The 16651-nt window shown below is 69.3% G+C and carries 15 protein-coding genes and 1 pseudogene; 6 read left to right on the top strand and 10 right to left on the bottom strand.

Going from position 1 to position 16651, the window contains the following annotated elements; all coding sequences use genetic code 11:
* Nucleotides 1-378: 378 nt before the first annotated feature.
* Together ACFYRY_RS23625 and ACFYRY_RS23620 are read left to right on the top strand one after the other, a co-directional pair.
* A complete protein-coding gene (locus ACFYRY_RS23625) occupies nt 379-1005 on the top strand; it encodes a TetR/AcrR family transcriptional regulator (protein WP_389148925.1) in 627 nt (208 codons plus the stop codon).
* Nucleotides 1002-1508: a hypothetical protein gene (locus tag ACFYRY_RS23620; RefSeq protein WP_389148922.1), complete on the top strand. Its 507-nt coding sequence runs from the start codon at nt 1002-1004 to the stop codon at nt 1506-1508. Before ACFYRY_RS23625 ends, ACFYRY_RS23620 begins: the two co-directional genes overlap by 4 nt.
* Before the next feature lie 67 nt (nt 1509-1575).
* Here ACFYRY_RS23620 and ACFYRY_RS23615 read toward each other — a convergent pair whose 3' ends face one another.
* Entirely contained in the window at nt 1576-3159 is a 1584-nt protein-coding gene (locus ACFYRY_RS23615; RefSeq protein WP_389148919.1) for an IPT/TIG domain-containing protein, read from the bottom strand.
* 559 nt (nt 3160-3718) lie between these two features.
* On the opposite strand from ACFYRY_RS23615, the gene ACFYRY_RS23610 reads away from it, so the two are divergent.
* Complete coding sequence (locus ACFYRY_RS23610; RefSeq protein ID WP_389148916.1) at nt 3719-4510, top strand: GNAT family N-acetyltransferase; 792 nt, start codon at nt 3719-3721, stop codon at nt 4508-4510.
* Nucleotides 4507-4731, top strand: coding sequence for a translation initiation factor IF-1 (infA, locus tag ACFYRY_RS23605; RefSeq protein ID WP_389148913.1), 225 nt, complete (start codon nt 4507-4509; stop codon nt 4729-4731). The genes ACFYRY_RS23610 and infA overlap by 4 nt, the downstream gene beginning before the upstream one ends.
* 204 nt (nt 4732-4935) lie before the next feature.
* Here infA and ACFYRY_RS23600 read toward each other — a convergent pair whose 3' ends face one another.
* From ACFYRY_RS23600 to ACFYRY_RS23580, 5 genes are all read right to left on the bottom strand, one after another.
* On the bottom strand, nt 4936-5523 hold the full coding sequence (locus tag ACFYRY_RS23600) for a GNAT family N-acetyltransferase (RefSeq protein WP_389148910.1): 588 nt from the start codon (nt 5521-5523) through the stop codon (nt 4936-4938).
* 165 nt (nt 5524-5688) lie between these two features.
* Nucleotides 5689-6597, bottom strand: coding sequence for an SDR family oxidoreductase (locus ACFYRY_RS23595; RefSeq protein ID WP_389148907.1), 909 nt, complete (start codon nt 6595-6597; stop codon nt 5689-5691).
* Nucleotides 6598-6927: 330 nt separating this feature from the next.
* Nucleotides 6928-7407 carry a MarR family winged helix-turn-helix transcriptional regulator gene (locus ACFYRY_RS23590; protein WP_389148904.1) on the bottom strand — a complete coding sequence of 160 codons (480 nt, stop codon included), beginning with the start codon at nt 7405-7407 and terminating at the stop codon, nt 6928-6930.
* Between the two features lie 11 nt (nt 7408-7418).
* Nucleotides 7419-8480 carry an alkene reductase gene (locus tag ACFYRY_RS23585; protein WP_389148901.1) on the bottom strand — a complete coding sequence of 354 codons (1062 nt, stop codon included), beginning with the start codon at nt 8478-8480 and terminating at the stop codon, nt 7419-7421.
* A 289-nt stretch (nt 8481-8769) separates the two neighbouring features.
* The gene (locus tag ACFYRY_RS23580) at nt 8770-9378 is read right to left on the bottom strand and encodes a TetR/AcrR family transcriptional regulator (protein WP_389148898.1); all 609 of its coding nucleotides are present in this window, start codon (nt 9376-9378) and stop codon (nt 8770-8772) included.
* Nucleotides 9379-9586: 208 nt separating this feature from the next.
* Here ACFYRY_RS23580 and ACFYRY_RS23575 point away from each other — a divergent pair, with 208 nt between their 5' ends.
* Nucleotides 9587-10402 (top strand): DUF899 domain-containing protein, encoded by an 816-nt coding sequence (locus ACFYRY_RS23575; RefSeq protein WP_389148895.1) that lies wholly within the window; start codon nt 9587-9589, stop codon nt 10400-10402.
* Between the two features lie 164 nt (nt 10403-10566).
* Nucleotides 10567-11430, top strand: coding sequence for an endonuclease/exonuclease/phosphatase family protein (locus ACFYRY_RS23570; protein WP_389150236.1), 864 nt, complete (start codon nt 10567-10569; stop codon nt 11428-11430).
* A 10-nt stretch (nt 11431-11440) separates the two neighbouring features.
* On the opposite strand, the pseudogene ACFYRY_RS23565 reads toward ACFYRY_RS23570, so the two are convergent.
* The 4 genes and pseudogenes from ACFYRY_RS23565 to araA all read right to left on the bottom strand — a co-directional run.
* Nucleotides 11441-12357: pseudogene (locus tag ACFYRY_RS23565) on the bottom strand (MFS transporter); the annotation flags it as partial.
* Nucleotides 12358-12540: 183 nt separating this feature from the next.
* Nucleotides 12541-13977, bottom strand: a complete 1437-nt coding sequence (locus ACFYRY_RS23560) for a hypothetical protein (protein WP_389148892.1) — start codon at nt 13975-13977, stop codon at nt 12541-12543.
* Nucleotides 13978-14285: 308 nt separating this feature from the next.
* Nucleotides 14286-15044: an L-ribulose-5-phosphate 4-epimerase AraD gene (araD, locus tag ACFYRY_RS23555; RefSeq protein ID WP_389148889.1), complete on the bottom strand. Its 759-nt coding sequence runs from the start codon at nt 15042-15044 to the stop codon at nt 14286-14288.
* Between the two features lie 29 nt (nt 15045-15073).
* Entirely contained in the window at nt 15074-16591 is a 1518-nt protein-coding gene (araA, locus tag ACFYRY_RS23550) for an L-arabinose isomerase (RefSeq protein ID WP_389148886.1), read from the bottom strand.
* Between the last annotated feature and the right edge of the window lie 60 nt (nt 16592-16651).

Raw genomic sequence — 16651 nt, 5'->3', positions numbered from 1 at the left:
CGGCCGTCGCCGATGTGGTCGAAACCAGATGGGCGAGGAGCCCGAACTCCGGGTAGGTGAGGCCGAGGTGGCGTGCCCTACACGCGACAGCAGGCGGCGCTGACGACGTGACCAAAGTCGACATGCCGACGACGAACGAGTCGTTGCTGCGTGTGAGCCATGTGCACCATCCTGCGCACCTGTTGGGCGCGAGTCAACGCTTCCCTAGTAAATCGATAGGAAATGTAGGGAAGGTAACACGTGGGTGGGTAGGTGCGGGCCTCCCTCGAAGGCCGTCAGGGGTCGACAGCGCGCACCCGGGCGGTTGCAGTGGCCATGCCGCCATCTGTTGCCGCCCTTGCCGACAGGCTATTGTCAAGTCTGCCAATAGGGGGAAACGTGACCGGGCAACGGCGCAGACGCGCGCCAGAACAGGCGCGGGAGGAGATCCTCGACGCCGCCGCCGAGTTGATCGCCCAGTACGGGCCGGACGGCGTGGGACTGCGTCGGGTGGCGGAGGCCGTCGGTATCTCCCACGGCCTGGTGACCCACTACTTCGGTACCTACCAAGCGCTCGTCCGGGCCGTACTGCAGCGTGAGAACGAGCGGCAGCGGGAACGGATCCGCGAACGGATGCGTGCCGATCACGGCGTACCGTACGCGGACGGCATGACCGGGGTGCTGTTCGAGACGCTCGCCGACGAGCGCTACGTGCGTCTGTTCGCCTGGTCCAGCCTCCACTCCGAGGACGTTGGCATGTCCTCGGAGGGGCTGTCGGAGTTGGTCGACGCGATCGAGGCCGGTATTCGGCTCGTCCTGCCCGACACGGACCGGCCGGACCGGGATCGGATCGAGGCTGTGGTGCTACTGGCGCTGTCAGCCGCATACGGATTCGCGCTCGGCAAACGTTCCTGGCTGGCCGGGCTCGGGCACGATCCGGCCGACCCGGCGCACGACACCGCGTTCCGTGCCGCACTGTCTTCCGTACTCGCCACCCACCTGTCTGGAGGGTCCGCACCCCAATGACGTCTGGTCTGCTGTTGATCGTCGGCGTCACCACCGTGGTCGTGGTGAGCCAGTTCTCCGTGCGGCGGGTCCGGTCGCTGGCGTATCTGTGGGTCGCCCTCCTGATCGTGCGCGGCTGTGTCCCCCCAGGCCCGAGCCGTACGACCTCGGCCGGGGTCGCGTTCTTGGCCGCCGGGTTGGTCGTGTCGATGGTTGCCGGGGTCCTACGCGGCCGCACCATGCCCGTGTGGCGGGACACAGACGGACGGCTGTACCGCAAGGGCGGCCAGGTGACGCTGCTGTTGTGGCTCGCAACGATCGTCGTCAAGCTAGGGCTCGGCGCGATCGCGGAAGCGGCGTTCGGTGAGCCGTTCAACGGCAACGCCCTCTGGCTCGGCCTCGGTATCACCTTGGGCGCCCAGCATCTGGTGATGACGTATTACGGCCGTCGTCTGCCGATACCGGCGTCCTCGTCGCAGGCACCAACACGTGCTCGCGACCAGGACATCCAGAGCACCCCGTAGTTCAGGGAGCCTGCATCTGCTGCCCAGTCCTCCAGCCGCGTCCACCGCCGCCCCGAGGCCTGGTGGGTCAGACGTCCGGTTCGGAGACGTAGGTGAACGATGCGGTGGCGGTGCCGCCGGGGCCGGTGACGGTCACGGGGACGGGGCCTTCGGAGCCGGTGGGCGGGGACATGGTGGTGAGTGTGGTGTCGGAGACGACGGCGAAGGTCGCCGGGGTGCCGTTGAAGGTGACCTGGTCGGTGGCGGTGAGACCGGTGCCGGTGAGGTTCACCTGGGTGCCGCCGGTGACCGGTCCCGAACCGGGATCGACACTGGTGAGGGTGGGCTGACTGAGGTAGGCGTACGAGAGGCCGTGGGCGCTGCCGCCGGGGGTGATGACGGTTACCGCGACGGGACCGGGCGTCGGGGCCTCGGCGGCCCTGACGGTGAGCTGGGTGTCGGAGACCTGTTGGATGACCGCCCGGGTGGGCCCGAAGTAGACATCGAGGGTTCCGGCGAGGTCGCGGCCGGTGATGACGATTTCCTGGTCGCTGCCGGCGACGGGGCCTGCCGCGGGGCTGATGTCCGTCAGGGTGGGGACGGGCCGGTAGTAGAACTGGCCGAGGGTGCCGGTGCCGCCCGCGGTGGTGACCGTGACGGGGACGGCACCGGATCCCGCGGGGGCGATGACGGTCAGGGAGTTCGCGGTGTTGGCGGTGACGACGGCCCGAGCGGCGCCGAAGTGCACGGCGGTGGCGTTGGCGAGGTGGTGGCCGGTGAGTGTCACGGTGGTGCCGCCCGCTGTGGATCCCTGGTCGGGGATCACGGTCGTAGCCATGACACCGACGGTGCCGGCGTCCGTGTTGGTCACGTAGGCGCGTGTCCCGTCGGGGGTGAACGCGGCGATGGTGGGGCCGTCCCCGACGTCCATGTTCTCGACGACGGTGTTCGTGGCGGTGTCGATCACACTCACCGTGTCCGGCTCGGCGTTCGCCACGTACGCGTGGGTACCGTCCGGGCTCACCGCCGGGAAACGCGGCTGGGCGCTGACACCGACGGTCGCGACGACGGTGTTGGTGGCGGTGTCGATCACACTCACCGTGGAGTTGCCGACGTTCGTGACGTAGACATGCGCCCCGTCGGGGGCGGCCGACAGCAGGATGGGGACGATGCCGACGGCGATCGTGGCGGTGACCGTGTTGGTGGCCGTGTCGATCACGCTCACCGAGTTCGTGGACAGACCGGCGACGTAGGCGCGTGCCCCGTCCGGGGTGATGGCCAGGCCGATCGGTCCTCCCGGGACGGAGATGGTCGCGGTGACCGTGTTGGTGGCGGTGTCGACCACGCTCACCGTGTCCGATTGCTGCACCGTCACATAGGCGCGGGCGCCGTCCGGGGTGAGGGCCACCACCGTTGCCCCGGCCCCCAGGGCGACGTCCGCGACGATGGCGTTCGTGGCGGTGTCGATCACGCTGAGGAGGCCGGCGTCGTTGACGGTCACATACGCCCGGGTGCCGTCAGGGCTGGTGGCCACGAAGGTGGGACCGGCCCCGGTGGGAATCGTGGCGATGACGGTGTCGGTGGCGGTGTCGATCACACTGACGGTGTTCGAGCCCCGGTCGGCCACATACGCGCGGGCCCCGTCGGGCGTGAGGGCGATTCCCTGGGGCATGACGCCCACGGGAATGGAGGCCCCTGCCGCGAACGCCGTACTGAAGCTGAAACCGCGTGCCTGGACCGGCTGCGGCGATGGCGATGCCAAGGTGAACATGACACTCCCTGAGACAGGCAGGAGGATGTCCTCCCGCACGGAAATGTCTGCTCCACCGCATGGGCCGGCAGCGAGCAGGCGACCGGCCCCGGACCGGGCACCGGAGAAAAACACACTCTCCTCAGCCAAATGCCCATCCACGGAAGGTACTTAACTCCCGCGCAATAGGTCAGATAGTCCGATATTCGCGTCATGGAGCTTGTAACGGGACCTTGTCGAGGCAGCTTCGCCACGTGGCGGAGCAGACCTTTTCTCCCCCCTCCACCAGTTCAGGAAAAGGCTTTGAGTCAGGCGGCGCCCCGCTGCTACGGTCCTGATGGACCGTGAAGTCGTTGTAGGGAGGTGAGACCCGTGAACACAGTTACCCATGGGTGCTCCCTCAACCCGTCACGGTCCGGCGGCTGACGTTCGGTGTCGCCAGGAGCGCCTGAGATCGAGGCACTCCTGGAGGGAGACTCCGATGAACACGAAGCCTTTCACATCTGGCCTGAGCGAGAACGCGGTGATGATCACGCGCGTCGCGGACAGGCAATGGCATGCGCTGGATGACGACCTGGTGGTCGGGCGCGGGCATGCCCAGCACCGGCCCGACGGACGCCTGTTCGTCAGCATCGACGCCTGGCACGAGGCCACCTTCGACCAGCTCGCCGAGGTGATGCTGGCGGAACTGCCGGCGCCGCTGTACACGGTGGTCGACGAAGCCGACGTCGAGCTGACGGCCGGTTGGCGGCGGGCCGGTTTCACGGTGCGGCGCCGCGAGTGGGAGTACGTCGTGCCGACCGACCCACGGGTCACAGGGCTCGAAGCGGTACTGCCACCTCCGGGCGTGACGATCGTGCCCGCCGGTCAGGTGGACGAGAGTCTGCTGCGAGCGGTGGACCGCGCGATCCGTGACGAAGTCGAGACGACCGTCGGGTGGCAGTCGATGCCCGCGGAGGTGATTGCCCTCCCCGAGGGCGACACCGTCGTCGACCCGTCGAAGTACGCGGTGGCCGCGACGCCGGACCGCTACCTGGGATTGATCCGGGTGGTGATCCCGATCCGGCCGCGCATCGGTCTGCTCGCGGTCCGGGCCGACGAGCAGCGCCGCGGCATCGCGCGGGCGTTGCTGGCCCACGCGCTGGGGACGCTGCACCGCTCCGGGTTCGCCGAGGCCTGGACCGAGGTCCAGGAGTCCAACCAGGCAGCCTCGGCGCTGTTCGAGGGCATCGGCGCCCGACCGATGAGCAGCAACCTGGAGCTGGTGCGATGACGAAGAACAGGAACGTCATCGAGGTCGAGGGCAGGGTCGTCGAGTGCCTGCGCAGCGCCATGTTCACCGTGGAGCTGAAGAACGGCCACCAGGTGCTCGCGCACATCAGCGGGAAGATCCGCAAGAACTACATCAAGATCATGCTGGAGGACCGGGTGCTGGTGGAGCTCCCACCGTACGACCTGACACGCGGCCGCATCGTGTTCCGGTACCGGAACTGACGGTGGCCGGCGGCTGCGGCGGTAGCTGATCCTGGGGCCCCGGTCACGGCGTTTCTTGTGACCGGGGCCCCGTCGATGGCCAGCACGGTCGAGGCGGGCCGCCCCTCAAGCCACCGCCAGTAGGTCCGAGCCGGATCCGAACCCCCGCTCCATGGGCGGCAGTTGCCGGGCGATGTCAATGTGCGGGACGCCAACAAGATCCTGTCAGGAGCCCCTAGGGGCATCGGCCTGGATGCCCGAGGCCCGCAGCTCCACCAGGGGTGTTCGGCGCTCGTGGCCTGCCCGCAGGTTCTTCTCGAGGAGCGTGAACGACTTGGGTTCACCGCCTGGCTGCGGCTTGCCCGCCTTGTGGCCGACGACCCGGTAACCCTCGTCCACGTAGTACGTGTTCAGGCGCGCGTTGCTAGCCAGACAGTCCAGACGCACGAACGTGCGCCCTGCCGCGGCCACGCGTTGCTCCGCGGCTCGCAACAGCAGACGCCCCGTCCCCGGCCGGACGGTGCCGTGGTCCACCATCAGCCGGTGCACGTACCCGGCCACCGGCGTTCGCGGCCCCCAGGCGGCCTCGTCCTCCCACCACAGTTCCCAGGCCCCGGCCACACGGCCGTCGGCCTCGGCGAGCCAGACCTCGCCATCGGCCATGATCCGTCGGAAGTGGTCCTCGGCCAGCTCGCCGGGCTGCCACTGGCCGGTAATGCCCCGGGCCAGCATCCAGCGGGCAGCGTCGTCGCGCAGGCGAACGAGAGCGGCGAGGTCGGAGTCGTGGGCGAGGCGGAATTGTAAGTCATTCACGCCGCGATCCTCGCACGGTCCCGAACCCCGGCGGACGCCGACTGGTCGGCCACTGAGACGCCATGAGGCGACGTCATCGCCCAGCGCCCGGACTGCCTGGCCGGCCTGAGGCCAGAGGCGTCCTGGTCAGGCCGCCGGGCGGCCGAGGGGTGGGACCCGGGCCCGTCACCGGTGCTGTGCGGTGCGCAGTTCGTCGGTGAACCGGGCGAGGGCCTCCTCGGCCGTGGGGACGGGGCCGAACAGTTGCTCCTGGCGGCGGGGGTCGGCGACGTAGCGGCCGGTCTCGAACCAGCGGAACATCGCAGCCAGGTCCTTGATCAGGGGCATGAAGCGGCCGGCGACGGCTCCTGCGGCGCGGGCGACGGCGGACGGGACGGCCAGCACCTTGATCTTCTTTCCGGCCCGGCGGCCCATCACGTCGGCCACCTCTCGCATGCTGACCGGACGGTCCCAACCGATGTCGATCCGCTCAGCGTTGTCGGCCTCGGCGTCGACGGCGGCAGCCAGGTACGCCGCGAGATCGGAGGTGTGGACGAAGGTCAGCGGGACGGTGGCCTTGCCGATCCACACCATGCGGCCCTTGTCGACCGGGTCGCCCGCCATGCTCGCGACCTGGTCGAGGAACGCCCCCGGGCGCAGGGCGACGAACGGGACGCCGAGCTGTTCGAGCTTGTCCTCGGCGAGCTTCTTGTGCCAGAAGTGCGGGACTTGGGGCGTCTTGTCGCTGGTGAGGATGCTGGTCAGGACGAACCGCCGGATGCCGGTGCGGTGGGCGGCCTCGGCGAGATTGGCGTTGCCGATGGTGTCGATGTCGTTGGCGTTCTTGCCGCCGCGGGTGTAGCCGGCGGCGGTGGTGATGACGGCATCGGCGCCGTTCATGGCGGCGACGAGCGAGTCGAGGTCGAGCATGTCACCGCGGGCGATCTCGACACCCCGGCTTTCGAGCCTGCTCGCGTCGGTGGTCGGCCGGACCAGGGCGCGGACGTTCTTGCCGCGCTTGAGCAGTTCGTCGACGACCTTGCCGCCGAGGGAGCCGGTCGCGCCGACGACGAGGACGGGGAGGGTGGTGCTCATGGGGGTCTCACTTTCCATCAGGTCAGGAGTAGGGGGGATCAGGTGGCGCAGACGTGGGCGCCGTCGGGCCCGGGTCGCTCTGGGGCGGGCCGGTGATGGGCGGATCTGCCGCGCGGGTCACCGCCGGTCCGCAGGAGCCTTTCCCTCGGACGAGTCCGCCTGCCCGCCCCGGGACAGCTCGCGCTTGCCCATGGCGCTGAGGCCCCGCTCAGCCCGTTCTCCCTGACGTATCGGGGTGAGCGGGGGTCGCGCCACATCCGCCGGCTCCGCTCACCCGGCGCCGGAATCTATGTGCCCTTCAGGCCGGACCGGGCTGCAAGCCGAGGGGAGTTACTCGGACTCTTCCCCTGGCAGCGGGCGGCTGTTGAGCGCGTCCGTGATGGCGTAGGCGATACGGACGAAGGACTCCGCCTGCTGGGCCGAGAGGTCCCGTGCGGAGGTCTCCTCCAGGGCCCGCCACATGTCTGCCAGGGGCTCGCGCATCGCCCGGCCCTTGTCGGTGAGGTGGACCACCATGACGCGCCGGTCATGTGCGGCCGGCTCACGACTGAGCAGGCTGGCGTCCTGCATGCGGCGAAGGGACTTGGAGACGGTGGAGTGGTCCAGGCCGACGCTGTCGAGCAGCTCGGACTGGGTCTGGCCGTCCCGGTCCAGGAGTTGCATCAGCAGCAGTTCCTGTCCGAGATGCAGATCCATGTCGCGGAGCATGGCGGCGGCGTAGGCGCGGTGGGCGCGGGCGAGCTGGAAGATCGCGTAGCTCATCGGTCCTGCGCCGGCCGTCGTGGGGATGCGGGGTTCGGGGGTGGGCATGGTTCGGTTCCTCAGACGGTGTGGGTGGGGTAGTCGGTGTAGCCCGCCGCTCCTCCGCCGTAGAAGGTCTCCGGGTCGGGGGTGTTCAGCGGCGCGCCAGAGCGTAGCCGCTCGACCAGGTCCGGGTTGGCGAGTGCGAGGGCGCCGACGGAGACGAGGTCGGCCGTGCCGCGGTCGATGTCCTTGGCACGGGCGGGCAGGTCGGTGCCGGCCCGGTTGAGGATCAGCGTGGTCGGCCACAGCGCGCGCAGAGCGCCCAGCAGCTCCTCGTCGCCCGCGTGCAGCACGTGGAGGTAGGCCAGGTCCAGAGGGCGCAGGGCGTCCAGGAGCGCCGGATACAGCTCGGCGGTGTCGGACTCGGCGATGTCGTTGTAGGGGTTGCCGGGGGAGATACGGATACCGGTGCGCTCGGCGCCGATCTCGTCGGCCACCGCGGCCGCGACCTCGACGGCGAAGCGGATGCGGCCCTCGATCGAGCCGCCGTAGCCATCGGTGCGCTGATTGGTGTTGTCGGACAGGAACTGGTGCACCAGGTAGCCGTTGGCGCCATGGATCTCCACGCCGTCGGCGCCGGCCGCGACGGCGGCCGCTGCGGCGCGGCGGAAGTCGTCGACGGTCGCCGCGACCTCCCGCGTCGACAGAGCGCGGGGGGTCGGCATCTCCTGGGGCCCCGACGCGGTGAACATCGCGCCCTGTGGGCGGATCGCCGAGGGGGCGACCGGCTGGCGGCCGTGGGGGGTGTTGTCGGGGTGGGCGATGCGTCCGGTGTGCATCAGCTGGATGACGACCCGGCCGTCGGCCGCGTGCACGGCGTCGGTGACCTTGCGCCACCCGGCGATCTGCTCGTCATTGTGGATGCCGGGGGTCAGAAGGTAGCCCTGGCCGTCGGCGGAGGGCTGGGTTCCCTCGGTGATGACGAGCGCGTGCGAGGCCCGCTGGGCGTAGTACTCGGCGTTCAGCTCGGTCGGTACGCCTTCAGGGGTGGAGCGGTCACGGGTCATGGGGGCCATGACCAGGCGGTGCGGCAGAGATAGGCCGCCGAGATTGGTCGGCGTCCACAGAGAGTTCAACATGAGGGGGTCCTTCGATTGAGCGTTCTTGTGGGACATGAGGTCGCTCCTCCAAGGCAATGTGGCCCCCTCTGATGGCACACCCATGGGTCTCCTCAGTTCTGCGGGGGACGTTCAAGAGAAAGCGTGGCTAGCCACACGATTACCGTAGCAGCGATCGTGTGGCTAGCCAAGTATTTGCATGGGTGGAGGCGAAGGTGGTCACCTTGGCTCGCTCCGGGGTGTGCCGACCACTTGTGTGGACGGCAGGGCCGCAAGGACGGGAAGGCCCTCGCGAGGCGTCGTGATCAGCTCACGCCCGGTCGTCGTCGTGGTCGAACAGCAGGCGGACGAAGTCGGTGACGGGCCCGACGATGTCGAGGTCCTGGTCCAGCACCCACTGCAACTGGAGCCCGTTGAGGACGGCATGGAACAGGACCGCCGCGCTCTCGGGGCTGACACCCTCGCGCAGCGAGCCGCGGGCGTCCTTGCCGCGGCATCCCTCGGCGAACTCGGTGCGCCCGCGTTCGTATCGTTCGACGAAGTACGAGTGGGCGGGATGATCCGGCCGTGAAGCCGCCGCGGCGAGTTCGATCCACAGGCGCATCAGCTCGGGCGCGTTCTGGTGGTGGCGGATGAGTTCGGCGAGGTAGGGCGCGAGCTGGTCCGGGGCGTCGACCTGTTCCAGGCCGTGCTGCCATTCCTCGGCGTCCCGGTCGGCGAGCACCTCGGCGAGGAGTTCCTCCTTGTTGCGGAAGTGATGCAGGAGGCCGGCGTGGGTGATACCGGCCCGCTCCGCGATGTCACGCAGGGAGGCTTTGGTGTAGCCGTTCTCGGCGAAGCTGTCGCGTGCGGCCCGCACGATCTCCGCTCGGCGGGCCGGCGTCTTGGCGTACGGCCCACGCGCTCTCGCTCGACCCACGGGTGCGCTCACTCTCCTCGAAGAAGTCGGTCCGGCGCGGAAGCTGAGCATCAAAACCTACCAGTGGTTGGTGTTCACTGCTTGAGGGCCACCGCCCAGCAGGCTCAGGGCTGCCGCGATGAGTTTCGGCCGGGTCGGGAGTCTGTGTCTGTGACCGTCGTGCGGCGTCGTACGACGCTGCCCGGCACGAGACACCATGGAGGACACCATGCCGACCACACCGGACGACCCGACCAGCGCGCTGCCCGGCCGCCCGCCCGTCGTCGACCTGGCCACCTGGCAGACCGCCCGTGACGAGCTGCTGGTCCGGGAGAAGGCCCACACCCATGAGGGCGACGCCATCGCCGCGGCCCGTCGCCGGCTGCCGATGGTGGAAATCGACGGGACGGTCGAAGTCGTCGGACCGGATGGCCCGGTCCCGTTCCTGGACCTGTTCCAGGGCCGCGACGAGCTCGTGGTCTACCAGCACATGTGGTACGACGGCGCGCCGCACCAGGGGCAGTGCGAGGGCTGCACCACCACGGCCTGGCACGTGAAGGACGCCGTCTACCTCAACGCCCGCGGTGTCTCGTTCGCCGTCCTGACCACGGGCCCCTGGGACGAGGTGTCCTCCTATGTCGAGTTCATGGGGTACACCCAGCCCTGGTACTCGGTGCGGGGCGTGGACGCGCCGGTCGGCGGAGAAATGGGCCACATCATCTGTTTCCTGCGCGACGGTGACCGCGTGTTCCTCACCTACTCCACGACGGGCCGTGGCAACGAAGCGGTCAACGGTTCCCTCGCCCTGCTCGACATGACGCCCTACGGCCGCGGCGAGGCGTGGGAGGACAACCCCGAGGGCCGGCCCGTGATCGGCGATGTCCGCACCGGGTACCCGTCCGAGGGCGGCCAGGCCTGCTGGTACTGGCGCACGGACGCCGACGGCGTCGCCACCTGGGGCCCGACCAGCCGACCCGTGCCGCAGTGGACCCGGCCCGGCGTGACCCCCGTGGAGACCCTCGGTCGGCACGGCCACCACCACTGACCCGGAGACGTGGGCGTCACCCCATCGGTGTGGTCGGCCGCGTCGGCGAGCCGACCGGGGCTGCCGGAGGCGCCTCCCACTGGGGTGGCCCCCGACCAAGGAGCGGAAGCGTGTGTCGCTGCCAACTCCGTCCCATAACCTCGTGCTTGGAGACGTCAGATGCCATGTGCGTCGACAACGAGGAGGCGATGGTGTTCGCAAGGGGTACGCGGTTGCTCGCGGCCGCCATGACCGTGGCCTGCGTGGTGCTCGTGGGCCCCAGCGCACCGAGCAGTGCCCTCTTCGTCAGGTCGCTGCCCGTCGACGCCGTCACGGATGTCGTACCGAACCGGGTCATGACGTGGAACATCTGCAACCCCTGCGAGGCGAGCAACGTCGACCGGGCAGCGGAGATAGCCACGTACGCGCCCCAGGTCATCGGGATGCAGGAGACGTGCGTTCGTGACGTCGAAAGGATCCGGGACTATCTGAAGCGCTTCTACGGTCTGGTGTACCACGTCGCGTACGGGTCGGTTCTTCGGAACTGGGGCCGCTGCGGGGGAGCGCCGTGGAGCCCGGGAGGCTTCGGCCAGGCGCTCCTCTCGGCCGCCCCGATGACAGACCGCGTCGACGTGGAATACCCCGACGGTGGATCCGAAGACCGCGGGTACATGGCAGTCACCACCATGGTGGACGGCCGGTCCGTCCGGGTCTTCAACACACACCTCGCCCAACGGCGTCAAGAATCCGTCCGAGCGGAGCAGACCGGCGTACTCGCCGCAGAAGTCGCCCGGCACGACCGTGCGATCGTTCTCGGCGACTTCAACGCCGTGCCGGACGCTCCCGAACTCGCCCCCATGTGGGAACTGGCCGCGGACACGGACCCGCAGTGTCATCCCTCGCCCGTCGGTACCTGCGAGCCGACCACCGACTGGCAGAGCAAGTTCGACTACGTCTTCCTGCGAGGCATCGCCCCGATCGAGCACCGCGTGCGATCCACTCCGTACTCGGACCACCACCTGCTGTACACCGACCTGAACCTGACGTAAGGCCCGCGCCTCAACGGGGCCTGGCGCCCCGCAGACCGAACGCGGAGACGGCCGCTCCGAGCAGCACCATGACCACCGGGACGACGAGCGCGGTGCGGTAGGCGTCCAGCACCGCGCCCGGTGACCCATCGGCGCCCGCCGCGGCGACCCCGTACACCGCGGTCACCGCGGAGATCCCGACCGCGGAGCCGAACTGGGTGCACGTGTACAGCAGCCCGCCGGCCAGGCCCTGCTCCTCCTCGGCCACACTCCACGCCGGTCATCTCGACGGGCAGGAAGAGCCCGTAGGCCACGATCGCCAGCAGGAAGCCGCCGAAGATCACCCGGCCGTTGCCGTAGCGGTTCACCAGGCGTGGAGTGAGGGTGGGTGCCAGCACGGCGTCGCAGCCCATGACGATCAGAGCGAGCGCGGCCCGCAGGGAGGACCAGTCGCGCAGCTCCTGCAAGTAGAGCGTGACGATGAACTGGAAGCCGAAGAACGCGCCCACCCGGCGGCGAAGGCGCCGAGGGCCGGCCCGAGCCCCTCGCCGCCGTGTTCGAGCCGGACGATGGCGTAGGCCAGCAGCATCGCGGCGGCGGTGGCAGCGCCGACCAGGTCATAGCCGCGCTGTGCGGGCTCGGGGCGGGCCTCGGCCGGCAGCAGCCTGAGCGCCGCGAGCAGGATGGCGCCGGTCAGGAACACCGGGGCGAAGAACACCCAGCGCCAGCCGAGTTCGGTCAGCAGCCCGCCGATGACGAGGCCCAGTGAGAAGCCGCCGGCGCCGACGCCGGCGAAGACCAGCAGAGCCTTGTCCCGCTGCGGCCCCTCGGGGTACGAGGTCGTGATGATCGACATGGCGGCGGGGGCCATGAAGGCCGCAGCCACGCCGGTGACGAACCGGCCACGACCAGCATCCATCCGTCGGTCGCGAAGCTGGACACCGCTGTGCTCTTCATGCGGTGGACGGCTGGGGCATCTGCGGCTCATCAGGAACGGACCCTGTCCGTCGTGCACGCCGCACACGCCCAACCGCATCACCCGTGCCGGTACGTCGAACAAACCATCCCGGAGCCTCCACGATCGCCATGGCCGCGACCGTACCGAGCAGCGAACAGCCCGGGCCACACCTTTTATCCAGTGCTGCTCCGCTTACCGATCAGGTCCCGGTACAGAGCCGCGCGTTCCTCGGCGGTCTTCGCTTTGGCCCATTCGTTCTTCCAGGCCTTCTCCAGGTCTTTAAGTCTCTGTACCCAGTCGCCGAACTCCTTCAGGTCGACATGGCGCTGGCTCGCGCTGAGCGGGGCTTTGGCGCCGAGTTTGTCGTCTTTGTGGCCGCCGAACTGGCTCACGGGGTTGTTGTTCTTCTCACTGCTCGTCAGGCCGTGTTCGTAGCCGTCGGGGGTTTTGCCGCCCGGCCCGGCGGTCTCGATACCGACCTGAAGTGCGCCGTCGCGCTTGCGGGTCGGCGGCTTGTAGCCCATGAACACGTGCCCGTACGACTCGTTCGGGAGGATGGTGTCGCCGTGGAAGTCCTTGTTCCCCATGCCTCCGATGGCCGTCGGCAGGCCGTAGAGGTGGCTGTGGGGATCGAGCCAGTTCTGAACGGTGGCTCCGATCTCGCCCTTCTCCACGAACTTGCCCCGCGTGCCGTCCTTTTCGTTGTCGGCGATCTCCATGTGATGCGTGCCGAACCCGCGCCGGTACACCGGCTTCGCGGGCGTTGATCTGGGCTCCCAGGGCTTCCGGTCGTCCTTGGTGATGTGGAGCCACTGGGGCAGTTCGTAACCGTGCTGGCCGTCGGCCAGTTGCGGAATGCGGATGTTGACGCGCCCGCCATAGGCCAGGGCGTGGGCGACATCGCCCTCGAAGTCCTCGTGGACGCCCGCCTCCGGGTTGAAGACCTTCAGCCCTTCCTTCAGGATCAGGAAGATCTTGGTCAGCAGTTCGGTGCCGCGCTCGACCCGCTCCCGGTGCTTGTCGGCGTGCGGTACGTCGTCGCTGATACCGGGTGGGAGCAGGGTCTTGACGAAGGTCTGGAAGATCTGCTCGTTCCGTTCCCCCGTCAGCTGATCCTTCTCGGACTGCGGGGTTTCGTCGGCATGCATGGCCATGTGGCGGCCGAGCTGGTAGTCCGATCGGGTGGGTTTGGCCGGTGGTTTGCCCTCGCCGCGATCGTCGATGTCCTGCTGCCAACGCAGGGTGGCCACGAGCAGGCGTTTGCCCTCTGGCTGCTTCAGCCAGCTGCCGAAATCGCCCGCCTTGATGTACGCCTCCGCCTCGGCGTGGGAGCAGATGCCCACGCTCTTCAGCCACTTGGGGTTCTCGGACTCCGTGGCTTTGATCGCCTGAAGTTCCTCGTCCGTGAACCTCGGACCACCACGTACCCGCTTGTGGATGACTGCTCGGATGTCCTTGGTTCCGATCCCGGCGTTGCCGCCGGCGAGCAGCCCCGCCAGGCGGGCTGTGGCCGAGGGTGCCACGATCTGCTCGGCCCCGCGCCCCTCGGGTTCGCTCTGCTGCCCTTCGGGGCGCTGCTCGTCCCGTGCCCGCTGGACCGCACGGGTCACCGCGGCGTTCCCGGCGGCCCGTTGAAGGGCGAGCAGCGGGGGCGGGGCAGCGGCCGACCGGGACGCGGGACCTTGGCCGGCGCGGTCAACGCTCGACCGTTTCGGTGCCTGGATACGCATACGGGTTCCTCTTCGTTCGACGAGCGCCCTTCCCTCTTACCCGACCGGGGCCCGGAGCAGAGAGGTCCACAGGGGCAGAACCAGGGGCAGACTTCGGGAGGCGGGACGAGGAGCTCCCGACAAGGTTCGCTGAGGGGCCACCTTCTGGGCCCCACCCTTGATGCCGTAGCCCGGAGTCGACCGCGCACTCATGGTGCGTCGGGCACCGTGAGGTGGGGGAGTTGGGGGACCGCTCGCATGTCCGGGTTGCCGTAGTAGGCATCGGGGCCGTGCTTGCGGGTGTAGTGGCGGTCGAGAAGGTGGCGGGGCGGCGGGGAGGCCGGGGCCAGGGCGAGGGTGTGGATGGCGATGTCGGCGACCGCCTCGCAGATGATCGCGTGTTCCAGGGACTTGCGAGCCGAGCCGCCCCAGGTGAAGGGGCCGTGGTTGGCGACGAGGGCGGCCGGGACTTCGGTCGCCCGGTGGTCGTCACCGTCGAGCATGTCCACGATGACGCGGCCGGTGTTGTACTCGTAGTCCTTGGCGCACTGTTCGGCGGTGAGGTCGGGGGTGCAGGGGATGGGGCCGTTGAAGGTGTCGGCGTGGGTGGTGCCGAGGACGGGGATGTCGCGGCGGGCCTGGGCGAAGGCCACCGCGTGGGTGGAGTGGGTGTGGGTGACGCCGCCCACGGACGGGAACGCCAGGTAGAGACAGCGGTGGGTCTCGGTGTCGGTGGAGGGGCGCAGGTCTCCGTCGACGACGGCGCCGTCGGAGAGACGGACCGTCACCAGGTGGTCGAGGGTGAGGTCCTCGTAGCGGACCCCGGAGGGCTTGATGACGAAGACCCCGGCCTCACGGTCCACTCCGCTCACGTTTCCCCAGGTCAAGGTCGCGAGGCCGACCTGGGGGATCGCGAGGTTCGCGTCCAGTACCTCTTGCCGCAAGCCGTCGCCGAGTCGCACGGTCATCGGTCGTCTCCTTCCGTGGTGATCATGCGTCAGAGGGCCTGGGCGAGTCGGTGGTAGGCGGCGTTCCAGCGGATTTCCTTCGCGAACTGCTCGGTGGTGGTGTTCTCGTCGATGATCAGCAGTTCGACGCCGGTCATCGCCGCGAAGTCCGCGAGCGTCTCCCTGCCGACGGCCGAGCTGAGCACGGTGTGGTGCGGAGCCCCGGACAGCAGCCAGCTCTCGGCCGACTCCGCCAGGGACGGGCGCGGCTCCCACACCGCCCGGGCCACGGGCAGGCGGGGCAGTGGCTGGCTGGGGGCGACCACGTCGACGGCGTTCGCGGTCAGGCGGAAGCGGTCACCGAGGTCCGCCAGACCGACCACCAGGGCGGGGCCGGGGGAGGCGTCGAAGACCAGGCGGACGGGGTCCTCGCGGCCGCCTATGGAGAGGGGGTGGATCTCGCAGCGGGGGCGGGCGGCGGCCACCGAGGGGCAGACCTCCAGCATGTGGGCCCCCAGGATGCGGGGGGTGCCGGGACCGAGGTGGTAGGTGTAGTCCTCCATGAAGGTGGTGCCCCCGGGCTGCCCCAGGCCCATGACCTTCATGACGCGCAGCAGGGCGGAGGTCTTCCAGTCGCCCTCGCCGCCGAATCCGTAACCGTCGGCCATCAGGCGTTGGACGGCCAGGCCGGGCAGCTGGCGCAGGCCGCCGAGGTCCTCGAAGTTGGTGGTGAAGGCGGTGAAACCGCCGTCCGTGAGGAACGCGCGCAGGCCGAGTTCCTGGCGGGCCGCGTACAGCAGCGCGTCGTGGCGGATGCCGCCGGGGCGCAGGGCGGGAACGACGTCGTACGACTCGACGTACTCGTCGGCGAGTTCGGCGGCCGCCTTGTCGTCGACCTCGTCCACCACCGCCACCAGGTCGTTGACGGCGTAGGTGTTCACGGAGAACCCGAACCGCAGCTGCGCCTCGACCTTGTCGCCCTCGGTCACCGCGACGTCGCGCATGTTGTCGCCGAACCGCGCCAGGCGCAGGGTGCGCGAGGCCTGACGGCCGGCGGCGGCACGGGCCCAGTCCGCGACGCGGCCCACCACCCGCGGGTCCGTGGCGTGACCGGCGACGATCTTGCGGTCGACGCCGAGCCGTGCCTCGATGTGCGCGAACTCGCGGTCGCCGTGGGCGGCCTGGTTGAGGTTCATGAAGTCCATGTCGATGCTGGACCAAGGCAGTGACAGGTTGTACTGGGTGTGCAGATGCAGCACCGGCCGGTCAAGCGAACTCAACCCCGCGATCCACATCTTCGCCGGTGAGAAGGTGTGCATCCATACGATCACCCCCACGCAGTCGTCGGAGACGGTGGCCTCCTGGCACAGCCGGCGGATCGCGTCGGTGTCGGTGAGGACGGGCTTCCACACGACCCGGAGCGGCACGCGTTCGGCCGCGTCCAGTCTCTCGGCGATCTGCCGGGACTGATGGGCGACCTGGTGCAGCACGTCGTCGCCGTACAGGCCCTGACTGCCGGTGAGAAACCAGATCTCCTGGCTGGTGGACGCCTTCGGGGGAGTGGCCATGACGGGGGTCCCTCTCGAGTGGAGCAGTGGGGCAGCGGAGCGGGTCGGGGGGCAGGTGGA

The organism is Streptomyces sp. NPDC005263, from assembly GCF_042872365.1.
Classification (GTDB): domain Bacteria; phylum Actinomycetota; class Actinomycetes; order Streptomycetales; family Streptomycetaceae; genus Streptomyces.
This window is presented reverse-complemented; position numbering and strand designations above follow the sequence as displayed.